This is a genomic window from Luteococcus sp. Sow4_B9, from assembly GCF_052116585.1.
Taxonomy (GTDB): domain Bacteria; phylum Actinomycetota; class Actinomycetes; order Propionibacteriales; family Propionibacteriaceae; genus Luteococcus.
In genome coordinates this window covers 1-15,417 of record NZ_JBQKKT010000011.1, presented here as the reverse complement: position 1 = coordinate 15,417, position 15,417 = coordinate 1, and the positions used below count along the sequence as shown (strand labels likewise).

General features: G+C 67.6%; 14 protein-coding genes and 1 tRNA gene. 5 read left to right on the top strand and 10 right to left on the bottom strand.

The features are described from left to right. The first annotated feature begins 140 nt into the window (after positions 1-140). Positions 141-2,048 (top strand): alpha/beta hydrolase family protein, encoded by a 1,908-nt coding sequence (locus ACTQ49_RS08440; RefSeq protein ID WP_441827404.1) that lies wholly within the window; start codon positions 141-143, stop codon positions 2,046-2,048. A 27-nt stretch (positions 2,049-2,075) separates the two neighbouring features. Here ACTQ49_RS08440 and ACTQ49_RS08435 read toward each other — a convergent pair whose 3' ends face one another. The 5 genes from ACTQ49_RS08435 to ACTQ49_RS08415 form a co-directional block, all read right to left on the bottom strand. Continuing rightward, positions 2,076-2,810, bottom strand: coding sequence for a YggS family pyridoxal phosphate-dependent enzyme (locus ACTQ49_RS08435; RefSeq protein ID WP_441827403.1), 735 nt, complete (start codon positions 2,808-2,810; stop codon positions 2,076-2,078). 65 nt (positions 2,811-2,875) lie between these two features. Further along, entirely contained in the window at positions 2,876-3,835 is a 960-nt protein-coding gene (locus ACTQ49_RS08430; protein WP_441827487.1) for a VWA domain-containing protein, read from the bottom strand. 11 nt (positions 3,836-3,846) lie between these two features. Then, positions 3,847-4,821 carry a VWA domain-containing protein gene (locus ACTQ49_RS08425; RefSeq protein WP_441827402.1) on the bottom strand — a complete coding sequence of 325 codons (975 nt, stop codon included), beginning with the start codon at positions 4,819-4,821 and terminating at the stop codon, positions 3,847-3,849. Continuing rightward, entirely contained in the window at positions 4,818-5,891 is a 1,074-nt protein-coding gene (locus ACTQ49_RS08420; protein ID WP_441827401.1) for a DUF58 domain-containing protein, read from the bottom strand. The genes ACTQ49_RS08425 and ACTQ49_RS08420 overlap by 4 nt, the downstream gene beginning before the upstream one ends. 3 nt (positions 5,892-5,894) lie before the next feature. After that, complete coding sequence (locus ACTQ49_RS08415) at positions 5,895-7,115, bottom strand: AAA family ATPase (RefSeq protein ID WP_441827486.1); 1,221 nt, start codon at positions 7,113-7,115, stop codon at positions 5,895-5,897. A 238-nt stretch (positions 7,116-7,353) separates the two neighbouring features. Between ACTQ49_RS08415 and ACTQ49_RS08410 the strand changes: the two genes are divergently transcribed. Further along, entirely contained in the window at positions 7,354-8,334 is a 981-nt protein-coding gene (locus ACTQ49_RS08410) for a hypothetical protein (RefSeq protein ID WP_441827400.1), read from the top strand. Continuing rightward, a complete protein-coding gene (locus tag ACTQ49_RS08405) occupies positions 8,334-9,137 on the top strand; it encodes an HAD family hydrolase (RefSeq protein ID WP_441827399.1) in 804 nt (267 codons plus the stop codon). Before ACTQ49_RS08410 ends, ACTQ49_RS08405 begins: the two co-directional genes overlap by 1 nt. 6 nt (positions 9,138-9,143) lie before the next feature. Here ACTQ49_RS08405 and ACTQ49_RS08400 read toward each other — a convergent pair whose 3' ends face one another. Next, on the bottom strand, positions 9,144-9,371 hold the full coding sequence (locus ACTQ49_RS08400) for an amphi-Trp domain-containing protein (protein WP_441827398.1): 228 nt from the start codon (positions 9,369-9,371) through the stop codon (positions 9,144-9,146). Between the two features lie 82 nt (positions 9,372-9,453). Between ACTQ49_RS08400 and ACTQ49_RS08395 the strand changes: the two genes are divergently transcribed. Then, complete coding sequence (locus tag ACTQ49_RS08395) at positions 9,454-10,110, top strand: GNAT family N-acetyltransferase (protein ID WP_441827397.1); 657 nt, start codon at positions 9,454-9,456, stop codon at positions 10,108-10,110. Positions 10,111-10,140: 30 nt separating this feature from the next. Here the strand turns inward: ACTQ49_RS08395 and ACTQ49_RS08390 are convergent. Both ACTQ49_RS08390 and otsB read right to left on the bottom strand, forming a co-directional pair. Further along, positions 10,141-10,217: transfer RNA gene (locus ACTQ49_RS08390), tRNA-Ile, on the bottom strand. 54 nt (positions 10,218-10,271) lie between these two features. Continuing rightward, the gene (otsB, locus tag ACTQ49_RS08385) at positions 10,272-11,147 is read right to left on the bottom strand and encodes a trehalose-phosphatase (protein ID WP_441827396.1); all 876 of its coding nucleotides are present in this window, start codon (positions 11,145-11,147) and stop codon (positions 10,272-10,274) included. A 133-nt stretch (positions 11,148-11,280) separates the two neighbouring features. Between otsB and ACTQ49_RS08380 the strand changes: the two genes are divergently transcribed. Continuing rightward, the gene (locus ACTQ49_RS08380) at positions 11,281-12,687 is read left to right on the top strand and encodes an alpha,alpha-trehalose-phosphate synthase (UDP-forming) (protein WP_441827395.1); all 1,407 of its coding nucleotides are present in this window, start codon (positions 11,281-11,283) and stop codon (positions 12,685-12,687) included. A 23-nt stretch (positions 12,688-12,710) separates the two neighbouring features. On the opposite strand, the gene ACTQ49_RS08375 is transcribed toward ACTQ49_RS08380, so the two are convergent. Together ACTQ49_RS08375 and ACTQ49_RS08370 are read right to left on the bottom strand one after the other, a co-directional pair. Then, entirely contained in the window at positions 12,711-13,625 is a 915-nt protein-coding gene (locus ACTQ49_RS08375; RefSeq protein ID WP_441827394.1) for an AEC family transporter, read from the bottom strand. Positions 13,626-13,870: 245 nt separating this feature from the next. Continuing rightward, positions 13,871-15,256 (bottom strand): 6-phospho-beta-glucosidase, encoded by a 1,386-nt coding sequence (locus tag ACTQ49_RS08370; protein WP_441827393.1) that lies wholly within the window; start codon positions 15,254-15,256, stop codon positions 13,871-13,873. Between the last annotated feature and the right edge of the window lie 161 nt (positions 15,257-15,417).

Sequence of the window (15,417 nt, the reverse complement as noted above, 5' to 3'; positions counted from 1 at the left end):
CATGGTCAACTGGCCAGAGTGTGGTGGTGTCTCGATTGTGCCCCAAGCGAGCGCGAACTTCCAGACACGATCGTGTGGAACCAGTCCCCGGCGGCCCGCAGGCCAGTCGCTGCGTCCGCGCACTGGGTAGGGTCGGGACCATGAGCACACCTTCTTCGCTCCCCTGTGGCAGCTGGCCCTCCCCGGTCAGCATCGACGCACTCCTGGCCTCCGGTATGGGCCTCAACAGCCTGGGAGTCGACGGCACGGATCTGTACTGGCTCGAGAGCCGCCCGGAGTTGGATGGCCGAACGGTGCTGGTTCGTCGCCGCGGCGACACCACGACGGACGTGACCCCCGCAGACGCGAGCGTGCGATCCAGGGTGCAGGAGTATGGCGGCGGCACCTGGCATGCACAAGAAGGCATCGTCGCGTGGTGCAATGACGACGACGGCGCCGTGCACGTCGTCCAGGACGGCACGGATCGCGCCATCACCACGGGAGATCGTGCCGTGCGTTTTGGGGGTCTACGCGTCGATGCCGCCCGTCGCATCGTGCTCGCCGTCCGCGAGGACCACCGCGTGGAGGGCGAGCCGGAGAACACCATCGTGGCGCTCTCGCTCGACCACGACAACGCAGACCATGGACGTGTCCTGGCCCAGGGGGCCGACTTCTACGCACACCCAGAACTCTCAACGGCCGGGAGCCTGGCCTGGATCGAATGGGACCACCCCAACATGCCGTGGGACCAGACCCGTCTCATGACGGCCTCATGGTTGGATGCCGGCCCGCTCGAGGCGCAGGCCATCCTGGCTCGCGACGAGGTCTCGGTGCTGCATCCGCGCTGGGTCGGTGAGCATCTGGTCCACCTGAGCGACGAGACGGGATTCTGGAATCCGTGGATCCTGGCCGACGGTGAACGACGTCAGCTGGTCCGGCTGGACGCCGACTTCTGCCGACCCCTGTGGGTCCAGGGCAATGACTGCTATGCCGTCGACGGCGAATCGCTGGTGATGTTCTGCTATCAGGACGCTCGTGCCTGCCTCCTTCGGGTGGCCCTGGACGGCAGTCACCAGCTGTTGCCCATGACCTTTGCCGACGTGGACACGATCGTCGCCGGCCCGGCCGGGGTCTTCCTCAACGTCGACCATGCCGACCGTCACGCCCAGATCCTGCGGCTGACGGACGACCAGGTGGTGAGTGTCAAGGAGGCCGCCGAGCGGCAGCCCGACGCGACGTGGGTGTCGGTGCCCGAGTCGCTCTGGTTCGACGCAGGCTTCGGCCCAGCCCAGACCTGGTTCTACCCGCCGACCAACCCGGACTGCCAGCTCCCCGACGGAGAACTTCCTCCCCTGGTGGTGAACACCCACGGCGGCCCCACGGGCATGGCGCCCGGCGTGTACCGCAGCGACTTCCAGTTCTGGACCAGCCGCGGCTTCGGCGTCCTCGACGTCAACTACTCCGGCTCGGCCGGCTTCGGGCGTGAGTACCGCAACCGATTGCGCGGGAACTGGGGTGTGGCGGACGTGGCCGATGCGGTGGGTGCCGTTCGGGCCGTCGTCGAACGGGGCCTTGCCGATCCGCAACGGGTCATCATCCAGGGTGGCTCGGCCGGCGGGTACACCACCCTGCAGGCTCTGGTGACCTCGGACGTCTTCGCAGCCGGTGTGAGCCGCTACGGCATCGGTGACCTCGAGACGCTCGTCACCGACACCCACAAGTTCGAGGCCAAGTACCCCTTTGGGCTGGTGGGACCGTGGCCGGAGCAGAAGGCGCTCTACGAGGAGCGCTCCCCCATCCACCACGTCGATCGTCTCTCGAGTCCGATGCTCATCCTGCAGGGACTCGACGACAAGGTGGTGCCGCCCAACCAGGCCGAGGCGATGGCCAACGCCGTGCGGGCCAAGAAGCTGCCGGTGGCGCTGCTGATGTTCGAGGGCGAAGGCCATGGCTTCCGCAAGCAGAGCACCCGTCGCGCCGTGGTGGAGGCCCAGCTGAGCTTCTACAGCCAGCTCTTCGGCTTCACTCCGGCCGACGAAGTGCCACGCCTGGAGGTCGAGAACCTCTGACCGGTCCGGGCCGTCTGGCCATGGATGTCAGGCGGCCGGCCCGTAATCACGGGCGCCAAAGATGGCGGTGCCCACCCGCAGGCAGGTCGATCCGTGGGCGACGGCCAGCTCCAGGTCACCTGACATGCCCATGCTGAGCTCGTCCCACGCGGAGCCGAGGGCCTGGGCATCACGCAGGTCCCGTTGCAGTTCGAGCATCCGGTTGAAGCAGGCGGCCACCTGGGCATCCTCGCCCTTGATGGCCACGGTCATCAGGCCCCGCACGTCCAGCGCGTCGCAGGCCTCGATCTCGCGGACCAGCCCCAGCACCTCGTCGGGCGCCACGCCGGACTTCTGCGGCTCGCCGGACGTGTTCACCTGCACGAGAACGGGCAGGCGCCGCCCCAAGGCCTGCAGACGCTTGTCCAGGGCGATGGCGATCTTCGCCGAGTCGACGCACTGGAACTCGTCGGCGAGCTCGGCCACCACCTTCGCCTTGTTGGTCTGCAGGTGACCGATGACGGAGAAGCCGAAGCCGTCCCCCTCGGTGCGCTGGGCTGCCTTCTGCTGCACCTCCTGCACCTTGTTCTCCCCGAAGAGCGTGTACCCGTGCGAGGCCACCTCGCGCACCATCTCGATGGAGTGGGTCTTGCTGACGGGCAGCAACCGGACCTCCTGCGGCGAGCGACCACTGGCCACACAGGCACGGGCGATCCGTTCCTCGACGGCAGCCAGACGTTCGGCGAGCGTGGAGGTGGGCGTGGGATCAACAGTGCTGGACATGGCTCCGACTCAACCACTGCGATGGGTCGCTTGGCCAGCCAGCTCCCGAAATCCTCCAGTACCCGTCAGGGCCAGCGAGCACCCAGTGAGATCACTCCCAGTGCTGACAGCACGGCGAAGAGCAGCGCCAGACCTGCGTACTTGTCCGTCACCTCGGTGTAGACCTTCTCGTAGCCCACCGACTGGGCGATCGTCCGGTAGACGGCCTCCAGCTCGTCCTGGCTGGCAGCGGCGAACTTCTTGCCACCGGAATTGCGCGCGACGGCGGACAACTCGGCGTGGTTCACGGGAACTGGTTGCCGTTGGCCGCCCTCGACGACGAAGCCGGTCGCGGTGCCGTAGGCGATGGCATAGACCGGGACATTCTGCTTGCGCGACTGCTCGGCCGCCTCCAGAGACGATCGGCCGATGTTGGTCGCACCGTCGGAGAGCAGAACGATGGCCGCTGGAGCGGTCTGCTTCGGATCATCCTTGTCCGGCGGCACCAGTTTGAGCGAGTCCAGCGAGGTGTAGATGCTCTCGCCGATGGCCGTGGAGGGCGCCACCTCGAGGTTCTGGATCGCGCGGTCCACGGCTACACGATCGGTGGTGGGCGGGACGACGATCTGCGCGGTGGCCGCGAAGCTCACGAGGGAGACGTTGAACCGCTCGGGCAATTGGCGGGTGAAGGCCTGCGCCGCGGCCTGGGCGGCCGCCAGACGATTGGGCCGCACGTCCGTCGCCACCATGGAACGGGAGACGTCGATGGCGATCACCACGGTGGCCCGGTCCCGGGGCACATTGGTGTACGCCTTGGGCATGGCCCAGGCCACCACGAGGGAGGCCAGGGAGGCCAGGGCCAGGGCGACGGCGCCGTGGCGTTTCCAGGCGGCGTCCTTGGGGATCACCAGGTCCAGCCGGGTCCGTCGGCGCCCGGGGGTCGGCCGGAAACGCCCGTTGAGCAACAGGTAGAGCAGGCCGATCGCTGGAACCAGCAGCAGGAACCACAGCCTTTCGGGCCGCATGAACTCGGTCAGCAGAAGCATTCGAACCGACATCAGGGCCACCTCGCTGCCATCGAGACCGCGCCCAGGGCCGCGACCGTGGCGAAGGCCAAGGCGTACAGGGCGTACTGGGCGGTCCGCTCCTTGCGGACCTCCTCGTATCCCACCTGGCTCTTCACATCCTTGTACACGTCCTTGAGCCCGCCGGCGGAGTCGGCGCCCCAGGACTTCCCGCCGGTGGTCTGTGCGATCTGTTTGAGCGCAGCGGCATCCGGGGGCACACGCTCACGCTTGCCGTCGAGGTCCACATACCCGGTGCTCTTGCCATAGGAGATGGTGTGCACCGGCACCTTGCGGGTTCGAGCCGTGGCGGCCGCCGCCATCGGGTCGCCGCCCGAGGTGTTGGTGCCATCGCTCAGCATCACCACCAGGCCGGGGGCCGGCTGGTCGCCGTCGCCCTGGGGTGCCTGCTTGATCGCGTTGAGGCTCACCGTGATGGCATCACCCAGCGCGGTTCCGTCCTGCAGCTCGATCCCGTCGATCGCCCGCTGGGTTGCCGCGCGGTCGACGCTGGGGGGCATTCTCACCGAGGGGCTGCCACTCAGCGAGACCACGGCGACGTTGAACCCTTCGGGCAGTGTGGCGATGAAGTCCTTGGCCGCCTCCTTGGCGGCATCCAGGCGGTTGGGTTTCACGTCGGTTGCCTGCATGGACTGCGAGGCGTCGATCACCACGACGACGGTGGCCCGTTCGCGGGGAACCCGCTCGATGCCCATCGGTCGAGCCCATGCCATGGCCAGTGCCACCAGAGAACACAGGCTCATGGCCACGGCCAGGTGGCGCCGCCACTGTGACTGGCGCGGCAGCACGGCGGACAGGACCCCCGTGTTGGTGTACCGGATGCCGGTGCGCCCCTTCAACCTCAGCGCCACCAGGTACAGGATCACCAGGATCGGCAGGAGCAGCAGGGACCAGAGCCGTTCGGGACTCTTGAACTCGGGCAGGGAGAGCAACAGGTGCAGACTCATCGGCTGACCCCCTGCGGTGGCTGGTGCAGCATGGAGGCAGTGCGTCGGTAGGCCAACACGAACCGTGCGATGTCCTGCACCCAGTCGCGATCGGTGCGCAGCTGGATGTGTCCCACTCCTGCCCTGCGCATCGCGATCCGGGTCCGGTCTCGTTGGGCAGCCGCGGCAGCATCCATCCGAGCCCGGGCCGCCGGGTCCGACGTGTTCACGTAGCGGGCAAAGTCGGTCTCGGGATCCTTGATGAGCATCTCGCCCACGTCGGGAAACTCCACCTCGTGGCTGTCGACCACCTCGATGCACAACACCTGGTTGCGCACCGCCAGGCGCCGCAGGGCACGTTCCCACTCGGGCTCCACATTCGGGTCGAGCTCGGAATCGCCGGGGGTGAGGAAGTCACTCACCACCACTCGCATGCCGCGGCGGCGCTGGGTTCGTGCCAGCTGCTCGATCCCGCGGGCCAGGGTCATCTCCCCGGGCGCATGATCGGGCACGATCGGTTCGTCGAGCATCTTGCGCAGCAGACCGTAGAGCGCCGTGCGGCCACTGTTCGCCGGCAGGCGCTTCACCTGGTCCTGGCGCATGATCATCCCGCCGAACCGATCGCCCATCCGCTGGCTCAGGAAACCGATGGTTGCGATCGCGGCGATGCCCAGGTCACGTTTGGTGATGCCCTCGGTGCCCCAGTTCATGCTGGGAGTCACGTCCAGCAGGGCCCAGACCTCCAGCTCTCGGTCCGCAATCGTGTCTCGCACGTGCGGCACGGTCGTGCGGGCGGTGACCGCCCAGTCCATCTTGCGCACGTCGTCCTGTCCGGGTTGGTAGACCCGGGCGTCGTGCGCGTCGGCACCAGGGCCGGGCAGCAGCCCCAGATGGTCGCCGTGCAGGAAACCCTCCAGCCGGCGCACGATGGTGAGCTCCAGACGGCGCAGCGCCAGTTCGGGGGCCAGCCGGTTCAGTGGCAGCGTCGCGCCCGTGGGGGGCGCCAGAACGCTGCCGGCTGCGCCGATGTCGGTCGGCGTCCCGGCGGACGCCGGGGCTGGCGGCGGCGCGAAGGAGGGGGGCTGGGTCATGGATCAGTTCTGCTGCGGGTCGTACGGATTGGCCGGCGGACGAGGCGTCGACGGTGGAGGGAAGTTGGGGAAGTCATTGCCGTTGGACTGGTGACTGCCCGGGGGGACGTCAGCGCCTCCACCATCGGCGCGCTGGGGCGCCTGCTGTGGCTGCTGGTTCTGGGGCAGCGCGACCGTTGGTTCGCTGGGCAGCTCGACGGTGTGCTCGGGTCGCACCGAGTGCTGCTCGTGCTGCTGCTGGCGGGTCTTCTCATTCCAGACCGGCGTGGGCGGCGGCACCATCGCAAGGATGCGGTCCACCACCTGACTGGTCTCGATGTTGTCGGCGACGGCATCGAAGCCGAGAACGAGCCGGTGCGCCATCACATCGGGAGCCACCGCCTGGACATCGGTGGGCAGCACGTAGTCGCGGCCGTGGATGAGGGCCAGCGCTCGCGCTGCCGCCACCAACCCGAGGGTGGCGCGGGGCGAGCAGCCGATCTGGATGACATTGGTCAGGTCCGGCATCCCGAAGTCGGCCGGAGTACGGGTGGCGAGCACCAACCGAACGATGTACTCCGCCACCAGGTTGTGCACGAAGACATTGCTGGCCATGTCCTGCAGGGCCAGGACCTTCTCCGGGTCCAGGATGTTGACCGGTTCGGGCGGGGTCACCGACATCCGTCGCAGGATCTCGAACTCCTCATTGCCCCGCGGATAGGGCACGTCCACCTTGAGCAGGAAGCGGTCACGCTGGGCCTCGGGCAGCGGGTAGACGCCCTCCGACTCGACGGGGTTCTGGGTCGCGATCACGATGAAGGGCTTGGGCGCCGGGTAGGTGACGCCGCCAATGGAGACCTGCTTCTCAGCCATCAGCTCCAGCATGGCCGACTGCACCTTGGCGGGCGCACGGTTGATCTCGTCGGCCAGTACGAAGTTCACGAAGACCGGGCCCAGCTCGATGTCGAAGCTCTCCTTCGAGGCCGAGTAGATGCGGGTGCCGACGATGTCCGAGGGAACCAGGTCCGGTGTGAACTGCACCCGGGCGAAATCGCCGCCCACGACCGTCGCGAAGGAACGCACGGCCAAGGTCTTCGCCACGCCTGGCACGCCCTCGAGCAGGATGTGTCCCTTGGCGAGCAGCCCCACCATGAGCTGCTCCACCATGTGCTCCTGGCCGACGATGACGCGCTGCACCTGGGCGATGGCCTCGCCGAGCAGCTCCGCAGCCTCCTGAGTGGTCATCTGCCCACGGCTTGGCGATGGGCTCGGGCTGTCCTGGGGCACGGACTCCGGGGTACTGCTCACGTGATCGTCTCCTGGGTGTCTGCGTGGCGGTGTCTGTGGGCACACGTGGTTGCCACGATACCTCGCCGTCGCGACGGTTCCGGCTGGTCAGAGCCGCGGCGCGCGGAATGACACGAGCGGCTCACCGGCACCACAAGAACCACACCCCTTGGCGGCATGTGGTGTGATTGGGTCGATGTCTGACCAGCCACGGCCCCCGCAGGGACAGTACGCCGCACCCCTGCTGCCCACCGATCCTCCGCGCGTCGGCCCCTTCTGGCTGGACGCACGTCTGGTTGCCGGCCCCCCGGGTGTCGCCTACCTGGCCCATGGGACTGACCCCAAGGGCGCCAGCCGTCAGGTGATGCTGGTGATCCTCGCGGAAGGTGCGGCGCGCGATGCTGCCGCCCGGGAACGGTTGGCCGGTGAGGTCAACAAGCTGCACATCGACACCGTGGTCGCCCGCGGCGGCGAGGGCCAGGACCAGGGGCGTCTGGGCCACCGCTACGTCGCCCAGGATGATCATCCGGTTCCGCCCGACGCGGTTCCCCAGGCCCCGTGGGTGGCGCTGGCCCATGACGGGAGCGAGGCCTCCCTGGCGGAGGCGGAACGACTGCTGCGCAGCGTCGACCTCTCCATGGCGGCACCCATCGGCGACGTCGCGGGACCGGACTATCGCCTGCACTGGATCGATGACAGCCAGCCGCCTGCCAATCGCGCCTGGCCGTTGCCGTGGCCCGGACGCCCGGACCGGGCGGGGTGGATGTCGATCGCTGTCAGCTGGCTGCTGACCCTGCTGCTTTCTGCACTGGCGCTGCTGATCGCGGTGCTGCTCTTCCAGAACAAGCCACCGGCTCCCCCGCCGCCGCCCATCCCGACGACGCCGCCGCCGAGTGACTCGTCGCAGTCACCCCCGCCCAGCCAGTCCCAGACTCCCCCGCCCAGCCAGTCCCAGAGCCCCAGCCAGGGCAGTGGCTCACCGTCTCCCGAGTCGGGCAGCTCAAGTCCGTCCGATGCCTCGGCCAGCCCGTCACAGGGCAGCCAGAGCGCTTCGCCGAGCCAGAGTGCCTCGGGCGAGCCGACGAACCCGTCGCACAATCCGTCGATGGAGTCGCCCATGCCCTCTGGCAGCGCTTCTGGTGAGGGCGGCACTCCCACCCCCAACCGGAGGCTGTGATGCTCCCCTCGCTGGTTGCCACCGATCTGGACGGGACCTTCCTGTCCACGACCGGCCAGGCCAGCGAGCGCAATGTGGCAGCTGTGCTGAAGGCAGCGGAGCTCGGCATTCCCATCGTGGTGGCCACGGGGAGGCCGGCGCGCTGGCTCCAGTGCCTCGACCCCATCCGCCCAGCGCATCCCTATGTGCTGGCCAGCAATGGAGCCGTCGTCTTCGACCTGGCCGAGGACCGCATCCTGGAGCGGCACACGGTCCCCGCCGATGTGTGCCGGGATGTCGCCCAGGAGATGCGCGCCATCTGCCCGGACATCCACTTCGGTGTCGAGTACGGGATCGGGTGGGGCCGCGAGGTGGCCTTTCCCCTGCGCGGTGACCGGGTGGAGGCCGACGTGGTGGGCGGCATCGATGACATGATCGCGCGACCCTTCGTGAAACTGTTGGTGGCTTCCCGGGTCCAGTCGAGCGATGACCTGGCGGAGCAGCTCGCACCCGTTTGTGACGGACGATTGACCTGCACCTGGTCCATCGGAGGCGCCATCGGACTCCTCGAGGTCTCTGCCCTGGGCGTCACCAAGGCCCACACCCTGCGCCTGCTCGCAGACGAGCTGGGCGCCGATCTCACGCACGCCGTTGCGTTCGGCGACATGCCCAATGACCTGGCGATGCTCCACGCCGTCGGGCACGGTCATGCGATGGCCGACGCCCACCCACTGCTGGTGGCCGCGGGTTTTCGCCGAGCCCCGGGCCACGACGAGTCCGGTGTCGGCGTCGTCCTCGAGGAGCTCCTCGGCCTGAGCGGCTGATGCCCCTCACCAGCTCAGGGTGATCTCCAACTCGGTCTCCTTCTCCGGCTCGACCTCCACCTCGACCTCGAGCTTGACCTGGTTGGGAACGGCAATCGCCATCTCGCGGTCGCCATGGCTGATCCGCACCTCGTTGTGACGGGACAAGTCGTCGGCGATCTGTCGAAGCCGTGCCGCAGCCTCTTCACGGCTGAGGGTCTGTTCGGTCTCGTGCTCGTAGAGTTCGTCTCCCATGGGCCCATCCCACCGGGCCAATCCGGCCCCGTCAAGGGCTTGGAGCGGCTAGGTTTGCTCCACCAGCGTGCGGGAGGCAGCCATGACCGAGTTCTTCGAGACCTTCAACAATGGTGCTCGTCACCTGCGCGAGGAACAGGAATTCCAGAAGGTCAACGTCGCCCAGGCCAAGCGCGGGGGCAGTGGCCCACAACCCCTGGATCTGGAATCCGGCAGGATCGTGCTCGTGCACCCAGGGCACACCGCACCCGGGCTGGCCGTGGATGTGCGTCGGGCCTCGGCGACGGACCATCCAGCGGTGGCCAGATTGCGGGTGCGCGCCCAGCTCGACGCCGAGGGGCTCTCCCCTGACCACGAGTGGTTGGACCGTTTGCGTGACGTCGAGCACGATGACCAGGAGTCCCAGGTCTGGGTGGCGATCCAGCGGGAAGCTGTGGTGGCAAGCCTGGTCTGGTGTCCCCCTGGACACTCACCCCGTCGACTGCCAGCCGACACCGTCGACGTCTGGATGGTCACGGTGGATCCCGAGACTTCCGGACAGGCGGTGCTGCGTGCACTCCTGGACAACGCGATCGCGAGGGCGCGCGCAGGTGGCGCAAGAACCATGGTGGTCTCCTGGTTGCCCGGCGCCGTTCCGGGTGCGCGACTGCGTCACGCGCTGGGATTGGTCCGCGACGCCAGTCTGGACTGGGAACCAGCGCCCGACATCGTCCAGCAGGCCTACCGTCTGGACCTGTGAGATGCTCCTGCCCCGAAGAGGAGCAGGACCTGGTGGGGCGTGCGGGGCTCGAACCCGCGACCGAGGTGTTATGAGCACCCTGCGCTAACCGGCTGCGCCAACGCCCCACTTCCCGTCAGCCGGGAAGTCCACCCAGACTAGCGGCTGGGATCGGTCCCGGCTCACGGACGCGCCTGGCGAAGCGCCTGCGCCAGGTCCTCCATCCAGGCGGCCACACCCATTGGGCCATCGCACAGCACGTCGGCGGCGGCCGCCACGACGGGCTGCTCGTCGGACCCGGAAACCACGCAAATGCCGGTGCGGCCCTGCGCCCCCAGCTCCTTGATCCTCTCAAAGGCCGCCAGATCTCCGAGGTCATCGCCCATCATCACCACCACCTGCGGGTCGAAGCGGGCCACCAGGGTGTCGATCCCGTCGCCCTTGGTGATCGTGGACCCGCGCAGTTCGATCACATTGCGCCCCGGTTCCACGACGAGACCATGGTGCTGGGCAATGCGGGTGACCGGCTCGACCAGCCAGGCAAAGGCGCCTGACGGATCCTCCGCCCGTCGGGTGTGCACGCCCACGGCGCGGCCCTTGTCCTCCAGACGCACCCCGCGCAGGTTCTGCTCACTGGGCTCCGCCAGCAGGTTCTGCAGCTCGATGATGGCCTGGCGCACCTCCGGCGGTGCAGGTGGGCTCACCAACTCCCCTGATGCGGCATCCCACTGCTCCTGGCCATACTGGCCCAACAGCACCAGGCGCTCCAGCCCCGGCGCATCATCCAGGTCGCCCAGGCTCCGCGCCATCTCCACCTCACGCCCAGTCACGATGGCCACCTGGCCCACCAATGCTCCTAGTGAGCAGAAAGCACGATGCGAAGCGGGATTGATCCTGGCCTGGGTGGGATCGTCGACGATCCCGGCCAGCGTTCCGTCGAAATCGCTGGCGAGAAGGGTCCGGGAACTGTTGGCCACGATCGTCTCGATGGCCGACTCCCCCGTGGTGGTAACGGCCTTCCAGCCGCCGGTGGGCACCTGCGCAGTCACATTGCTCATGGCACCAACCCTGCCATGAGCCGGCTCGCCGTGGGTCCGCAGGACCGCTGGAATTCACCACCCGGAAGGGGGCGGGCCACCTGCCCCGGTAGTCTGGAGGTGATCCGACGTCCCGCAACGAAGGAGTGCCACCATGCCGGAGACCACCTCGACCCCCCAAACCGCTGACTTCCTGGTGGTGGCCAATCGGCTACCCGTCGACCGTCGGACCGGCCCGGAGGGCGAACTGCAGTGGCGTACCTCCCCGGGCGGGCTGGTGACCGCTCTCGAACCGGTGATGAAGCGCAAGGGCGGCGCCTGGATCGGCTGGCACGGTGCTCCCGACGAGACCATCGAGGGGTTCGAACACGAGGGCTACAGCATCGTGCCGGTCCCCCTCAGCTCCCAGGACGTGGAGGAGTTCTACGAGGGCTTCTCGAATGCGACCCTGTGGCCGCTGTACCACGACGTCGTGGTCCCGCCCGTCTACCACCGCGAGTGGTGGCAGACCTACCGCGAGGTGAACCAGCGCTTCGCACAGGCTGCCGCCGCCCACGCGGCCCAAGGCGCGACGGTCTGGGTCCAGGACTATCAACTGCACCTGGTGCCGGCCATGCTGCGTGAATTGCGACCTGACCTGCGCATCGGCTTCTTCCTCCACATCCCCTTCCCTCCCAAGGAGCTCTACCAGCAGCTCCCGTGGCGGCGCGAGCTTCTGGAGGGGCTGCTGGGCGCCGACCTGATCGGATTCCAGCTGCCCGGCGGCGCGACGAACTTCGTGAACCTGGCCAAGCGGCTGGTGGGTGTGCAGATGACACGTGATCGCATCCGGATGCCCGATGGTCGCGTCGTGCTGGCCAAGGCCTACCCCATCTCGATCGATGCCAACGGTTTCCGTGACCTGGCTCGTGAACCCGATGTCCAGGCCGAGGCGGCGCAGCTCCGCGAGGATCTGGGCAATCCGAAGCGGATCTTCCTGGGGGTCGATCGGCTGGACTACACCAAGGGTCTGCGCCAGCGGATCCGTGCCTTCGGCGAGCTCTTCAGCAGCGGCGAACTGGATCCCGACGAGAATGTCTTCCTGCAGGTGGCCACCCCGTCGCGGGAGCGCGTCGAGGAGTACCGCAAGTTGCGAGACGACATCGACCTGCTCGTGGGACGCATCAATTCCGAGGTGGGCAGGATTGGCAGCCCGGCCATCGCCTATCGGCATGACTCCTACCCGCGCACCACGATGGCAGCGATGTACTCGATCGCCGACGTGATGGTGGTCACTCCCCTACGCGACGGGATGAACCTCGTGGCCAAGGAGTATGTGGCCTGTCACGAGGGCGATGACGCAGCCCTGGTGCTGAGCGAGTTCGCGGGCGCCGCCAAGGAGATGAAGCAGGCCTACCAGTGCAATCCGCATGACCTGGACGGCATGAAGGAGACCATCATGAGGGCCGCGAATGACAGCACCATGAATCGTTCTCGGCGGATGCGTCTGTTGCGCAAGCAGGTCTTCTCCCACCAGATCGACGACTGGGCGAACGACTTCCTGCGGGACCTGGGAGCCTGATCGGCGGTTGGCCGGAGCCGTCCTCAGCCGAGCGCCAGCAGGATCAGCGGCATCACGACGATGCCCACGAGAATGCTGGCGCTCGTCATGAAGGTGCTCACGGACACGTCCTCGCCGATCTCCTGCGTGAAGCCGGGGGCCATCGCGGCGATGGGCGCGAACATCACCATCGTGAGCAGGAGTCGGATCTCCTGGGCAAGCGGCAGGGGCAGGAACCACACGGCGCAAGCCATCAGCGTCGCCAGGACGTAGCGCACGCCCAGCAGGCGCAGGGCACGCCGAAGCCGGGTTCGTTCGATCCTGATCTCCAGCCCGATGCCGATCATTAGCATGGCGAGGAAGGTGTTCGCCGCCCCCACCGTGGACGTGAAGGTGATCACCGGCGCGGGGAAGCGCAGGTCCAGGAGCTGCATGAGCACCAGGACCAGATAGACGTCGAAGACCACCGAACTGAACATTCGGCGGAAGAAGCGCCCGACGGTGACCCGACGGGATTCGTCGGCGAGCGAGGTGGACCATGCATAGCCGATGCCCGCCGCACCGAAGGCATTGCCAATGTCGAACAAGCTGGCCTGGACCACCGCTGCTGGCCCCATGAAGCCCGCCAGATATGGCGTCGCGAAGGCCCCCATGTTGAAGCTCGCGACGTTGATCACCCCGAATGCCTGTTCGCGCTTGCCACTGCGACGCTCCGCCAGCCAGCCACCCAGCTGCAGGACCAGGTTGGTGATCAGGCCCGCGCTCGCCAACCCCAGGAGCAGACCCGTGGGTAGGTCCTGGTCATTGAAGCTGGTGACCAGGACGCACGGCAGCGTCACCTTGAGGACGATGTTGGAGAAGATCGGGAAGTCACTGGCCTGCACCCAGCCCAACCGCTTGATCACCTGGCCGACGAGGATGATCGCCACCAGGGACAGTGCCTTGACCAGGATTTCCACAGCGCCTCCCGGACCCGTCCGGGGTCCACGGGCCCAGAATAGGCATCCATGCCGCGCCCGCGGCGCTGTTGGCGGATCTTGCCCACGATGCCGATGTGCCCTGGCCCTGCGGTTGGTTCAGGCCCGGTTTGGTTCAGGCCCGGTTTGGATCAGGCCCGGTTTGGATCAGGCCCGGTTTGGATCAGGCCCGGTTTGGATCAGGCCCGGTTTGGATCAGGCCCGGTTTGGATCAGGCCAGGTTTGGATCAGGCCAGGTCTGCCAGCTCCGGCCACTGCTCGATCATCCCGTCGAGCAGATCCTGGGCAACCTGCCAGGAATCGACCAAAGGGTGCTGCAGGAGGGCAAGCAGCGCGTGGTTCCGGGACCTATCGCGGCCCGCGATGATCGTCATGCGCTCCACGAACTTCGCATTGAGCACCAGGCCCAGGGCGTGGTCGGCAAGCCCGGCCGTGGGCAGCGGCTTGACCCCACTGGCGTCGATCCGGCACGGCAACTCGATGACGTCTTCGTCGGCGAGCTCCGGGATGGTTCCTTGGTTGGCCACATTGAGGATGAGGTCCGCTGGCACGTCATTGGCGATGGCGTGCATGATGGCCAAGGCCACGCGGTCATAGCCTCCACCCGCCATGTCCCGCGGATCGCGTTCGAAGTCGCCCGAAGCCTGACGGTTGGTGGCCATGTACGTCCGCTCACGCTCCATCCGGACCTGCTGCCACAGCTCGAACGCCTCGACACTGCTCTCCGCGCGGCCCACAGCGTCGTAGAAGCCACCCTGCTGGCGCAGCAGAAAGCGTCCCCGCGGTTCATCGGCAGCAGCGTCGGCCGCCAGGGCCTCTCGCGAGCAGTAGTAGTAGTGCAGATACTCATTGGGCACGGCGCCGAGCAGCTGCACCAGCGGTGCGCCGAAGAGCCTGCCCTCCTCGAATCCCTCCACAAGGTCTGCCCGCGCAATCACCTCGGGCAGCACGTCCTGGCCGTCGACGTGCAGGCCCCTCAGCCAGCCCAGATGGTTCAGGCCAAGATAGTCCGGACGAACCCGGTCACCACCCAGCTCCACCCGCAGGTCCGGGTCCTTCACGATTCCGCCGTGCTGCGCTGCTTCGAGGACGCGCCGGGCCAGTCCCACGGGCGAGTCACAGATGCCAATCACCCGGTCCCCCAGCACCTCCCGCATGGCCTGGGTGATGATGCCGGCCGGATTGGTGAAGTTGATCACCCACGCCTGCGGCGCCACCTCCCGCACCGTACGGGCGATCTCCAGGGCCACCGGGATGCCGCGCAGGGCGTAGGAGATGCCACCGGCACCCACGGTCTCCTGACCGATCACCCCGTGCCCCAGGCAGAGGGACTCGTCCGCGGCCCGTCCTGCGGTTCCGCCCACCCGAATCGCGGAGAAGACGAAGTCCGTACCGCGGATGGCGTCAGCAAGACTCGTGGTGCGGACCACACGTGGCGGATCCGGATGGCGACCCGCCAACTCGTCGACCACCGTGCCGATGGCAGCCAACCTGGACTCGTCCACGTCATGCAGGCGCAGCTCCGTGACACGCCCCGCCGATTCATCGGCAAGCAGGGCCTGGAAAACCAGTGGGACGCGGAAACCGCCGCCGCCAAGCAGGGTGAGGATCATGTCAGCCAGTCTGGCAGCTGCCGTCTGCCACCAGCGAAATCGGCTCACCCCTAGGACGTGTTGCTAAATCCATTGCAGAGCGGCGGAGAGGCAGATCCCTGCCGCGTATGACCGGGCGGTCTTGTCGTAGCGGGAAGCGAGTCCGCGCCACTGCTTCACGA